The organism is Xenorhabdus sp. SGI246, assembly GCF_040838225.1.
GTDB classification, from domain to species: domain Bacteria; phylum Pseudomonadota; class Gammaproteobacteria; order Enterobacterales; family Enterobacteriaceae; genus Xenorhabdus; species Xenorhabdus indica.
In genome coordinates, this window is sequence record NZ_JBFPEZ010000081.1 from 1 (window position 1) to 3,325 (window position 3,325).

The 3,325-nt window shown below is 50.0% G+C and carries 5 protein-coding genes and 2 pseudogenes; 4 read left to right on the plus strand and 3 right to left on the minus strand.

Annotation, left to right across the window (positions count from 1 at the left end):
- Window positions 1–53: 53 nt before the first annotated feature.
- Together ABLA85_RS16330 and ABLA85_RS16335 are read right to left on the minus strand one after the other, a co-directional pair.
- Entirely contained in the window at window positions 54–305 is a 252-nt protein-coding gene (locus ABLA85_RS16330) for an ogr/Delta-like zinc finger family protein (RefSeq protein ID WP_228863771.1), read from the minus strand.
- A 58-nt stretch (window positions 306–363) separates the two neighbouring features.
- On the minus strand, window positions 364–1,473 hold the full coding sequence (locus ABLA85_RS16335) for a phage late control D family protein (RefSeq protein WP_367965427.1): 1,110 nt from the start codon (window positions 1,471–1,473) through the stop codon (window positions 364–366).
- Between the two features lie 161 nt (window positions 1,474–1,634).
- Between ABLA85_RS16335 and ABLA85_RS16340 the strand changes: the two are divergent.
- From ABLA85_RS16340 to ABLA85_RS16350, 3 genes and pseudogenes are all read left to right on the plus strand, one after another.
- A pseudogene (locus ABLA85_RS16340) lies at window positions 1,635–1,962 on the plus strand (phage tail protein); the annotation flags it as partial.
- 77 nt (window positions 1,963–2,039) lie between these two features.
- Window positions 2,040–2,363 carry an IS630 transposase-related protein gene (locus ABLA85_RS16345; protein ID WP_367965428.1) on the plus strand — a complete coding sequence of 108 codons (324 nt, stop codon included), beginning with the start codon at window positions 2,040–2,042 and terminating at the stop codon, window positions 2,361–2,363.
- A 22-nt stretch (window positions 2,364–2,385) separates the two neighbouring features.
- A complete protein-coding gene (locus tag ABLA85_RS16350) occupies window positions 2,386–2,880 on the plus strand; it encodes a transposase (protein ID WP_367965430.1) in 495 nt (164 codons plus the stop codon).
- 48 nt (window positions 2,881–2,928) lie between these two features.
- On the opposite strand, the gene ABLA85_RS16355 is transcribed toward ABLA85_RS16350, so the two are convergent.
- On the minus strand, window positions 2,929–3,156 hold the full coding sequence (locus ABLA85_RS16355; protein ID WP_367965429.1) for a helix-turn-helix domain-containing protein: 228 nt from the start codon (window positions 3,154–3,156) through the stop codon (window positions 2,929–2,931).
- Here ABLA85_RS16355 and ABLA85_RS16360 point away from each other — a divergent pair.
- A pseudogene (locus tag ABLA85_RS16360) lies at window positions 3,152–3,292 on the plus strand (ISAs1 family transposase); the annotation flags it as partial. The gene ABLA85_RS16355 and the pseudogene ABLA85_RS16360 overlap by 5 nt on opposite strands.
- Window positions 3,293–3,325: the final 33 nt, after the last annotated feature.

The window sequence follows — 3,325 nt, forward strand, 5'->3', positions numbered from 1 at the left end:
ACCGCTCGTGCTTAAGCGAGCAGTATTACGGTTTTATATGGGGCTTTTTTCAATCAAAATCCAAATCCAATCTGCTCATCGCCGTAATGGCTGGCCGGAAACGCCAGTTTCGGAACGGTAAAATCAGTCGGTAATGGCTGGGGTGTCGGAAGTGTCAAATACCGCTCAATGCTGGTGATCGTGGTAAAGGTGCAGCCACACAGAATATTCTGGCATTGGTGATAACTGCGCCGTGTTTCTTCACTCATCATTTCGCTGGTTCGCGTCTTTGCCACAGCGCCGCATTGGGGACAGGTAAACGCCATGAAAAAACCCTCCATCATTGGGGGTGTGCCTGCCGCGATTATAACGCATTGTTTCGGCTTATTGTTCACTTTCAGCCATCGTCGTCTCGTTAATTTTTAATTCCAGTTCCAGTTGCGTGACAAAGCCATTATCCCCTATCGTGTGAATGACCCGCGAAAGTATCCATTGATGACTGTCGATGGCGGCTTTAAATCCCACCACGGATGCGGTCAGATCAGGGTAAAGTTCCGCCCTGCCCCGTGCCAGCGTGATACTGAACTCCGCCGCGCCCCGTTGCAGCCTTGACCATTTCGCCGCCGCTGCCCGGCGTGCCGCCTGCTCCGTCTTAAAGGTCTGGCGCATCACGTAGACGTTCCCGTCCGCCCCTTCCAGATATTCCCCTTCACGCTGACTGGATTGGGCTTTTTGGGATTTCGTGGTTTTACGCTGGCGTTTCATTGTGGTAGCTGGCTGTTTGCCGAAGTTCAGATCCAGCCAGCAGGCTTTGACGCCGGTATAGGCGGCACGGTCAGCCACCCGGAAGCTGTGACGGTCGCCACTGTCACGGGTCAGGGTGATCATGGGTAACGGTTTTCCGCTCTGTGACAGGCCACGCCCCGGCAGGATAAACAGCAACCGGCCGTTTTTAACGGTGGCAATCGCACCGAGCATCTCCGCCATGCGGCTCAGGAAACTGATATCGCTTTCATTAGTCTGGTCAGCATGGTCAATCTCAATCCCCATTAACGGACGGCTGACTGCCGGCTGCAATTGATAACGCCCGGCGATGGTACTCACCACATCGGCAACCGTGACATCATGCCAACTGTATTCGCGCTTAACATTAAATTCTTCCCGAAAGTCGGCACTGCGGGCGGTGATCTCCAGCCGGTCTGGTGGCCCACTGTGGCTGATTTCATCCACTACAAACAGCCCTTTTTCAACCAGGGGTTCTCCCTGCCAGCCGATCCGCACGGCGATTTCTGCCCCACGGGGCGGCAATTCAATTTTGCCGTCGGCATCATCCAGGGACAGTTCCAGTGTATCGGCCTCAAAACCGCGATTATCCGTCAGTGACAGGGACATCAGGCGGTGATTGAGTGTCGTGATTTGTTTGCCGCCGATGCGCAAATCAAACGCGGGTTGTTTGACGTAATCAGTGCTGGTCAGAATATCAGTCGGGGTCATGGGGATCTCATCCGTTGCGAAGTTATCCCATGATTGCCCCGCGCGGGCGCGCAGACAATGCCTGCGGTCTGTCGCGGCCTTGCCACAGGCGGCGTTACGTGATTCTCAGCCCGAAAGACCGCAACATAGCGTTATCGAAAAACTGATGAGGCAACAAGGTCATGTCATTCCATCATGGCGTATCGGTCAGAGAAACTACCGAACTCAGCACGCAATCACGGCGATATTAATACCGCCGTGATTGCGGTCATTTGTACGGCGGATGATGCCGACGCCGAAACATTCCCGCTGGATATGCCGGTCTTAGTCACCCGTATCAACAGTGTTATCGGCAAAGCCGGTAAAACCGGCACGTTATACACCACGCTTAAGGCGATTGCTGACCAGTGCAGCCCGAAAGTGATTGTGATCCGCGTCGCCGATGCCGCCAACCAGAAAGGCAATGGCGAGAAGCAGACACAGGATCAATTGATTATTGGCGGACTCAGTGCCACGGGACGCTATATAGCTAAATCATATTAATATGACATAATATCTAACTCTAAGATCACAAGGCATAAAATGAGATGGGCTATAGCTTAGATTTTCGAAAGCGAGTACTGGCATATAAAGACAAGCATTCGTTGACTTTCGAACAAACGAGTGCGCATTTTGAGGTTTCCATGCGTACCTTGTTTCGGTGGTGCAATAAAATAGAACCTTGCATGACCCGCGATAAACCCGCCACGAAAATCCCTGATGAGGTACTCATTGCGGATGTCCAAAATTTTCCTGATGACTATCAATGGGAAAGAGCAAAACGTTTAGGTGTCTCACAATCGGCTATTCATTACGCCTTGAAACGGCTTCGGATCACCCAGAAAAAAAACGCTCCAACACCCTCGCGTTGATCCTCAAGCTCGTCAGGCATTTATCGAGCGCATCAGTGATTATGAACGGACTGGCAGACCTATTGTTTATTTGGATGAAAGTGGTTTTGCTCAATCGATGCCACGTCAACATGGCTATTCGAAAAAAGGGTTACGCTGTTTTGGTACGCATGACTGGCACGCAAAAGGCCGTATCAACGTCATTGGCGCCATTCTCGAAAATACCTTCGTCACCTTAAGCTTATTTACCGAGAATATTAATGCCGATGTTTTTTATGCGTGGATGACGCAAGATTGGCTGCCAAAGCTTCCACACGGAGCCGTGATAGTGATGGATAATGCGCCTTTCCATAAACGCAATGACACGACACAAGCTATAGCAGACAGCCGATGTCAACGGGAATGGCTTCCCGCTTATAGTCCGGATTTGAACCCGATAGAACACAAATGGGGCGGAGCAAAAGCGATAAGGAGGCAAAAAAGATGTTCAGTTGATGAATTGTTTACGGAGCATATTGAATATGTCAGGTTATATTGATTCTGCTATAAGTACATTGTACTTAGACCAAAAGGTGATCAAGGATTTTTACACAGTCTGTTCAATAAGTTGACCACGCTGATCGTAATATAGACTAGGCCAAATTTCAGAGGGATGTATTTCGAGATAGTTAGCAATAATCCATTCGCCTTTAGGCCACGGACGGCTAAGCGTATTTGCCAGTGTAGATGAACTGAGTCCCGCTTCACGAGAAATAGCCGCTAAGGTTGTACCACACTTACGCAATGCTGCGATAATATCGGCTTGATGTGCCAAAATTAAGTGGCTGAGAAAATACCGCGATTTTTCCTGTGGGATCCCGCGTCAGCACACGATTGCCAGGATTGTCCGCGTGATTGAGCTTGATTCGCTATTGGACGCTTTACTTCATTGGGTTAATGAGCAACGTGAATAGGGCGGAAAATCGGTCATGTATTGAATGGTT

Coding starts and splice junctions, on each gene's coding strand:
- ABLA85_RS16345 (WP_367965428.1), top strand. CDS start 2,040: ATGGGCTATAGCTTAGATTTTCGAAAGCGAGTACTGGCATATAAAGAC.
- ABLA85_RS16330 (WP_228863771.1), bottom strand. CDS start 305: ATGGCGTTTACCTGTCCCCAATGCGGCGCTGTGGCAAAGACGCGAACC.
- ABLA85_RS16335 (WP_367965427.1), bottom strand. CDS start 1,473: ATGACCCCGACTGATATTCTGACCAGCACTGATTACGTCAAACAACCC.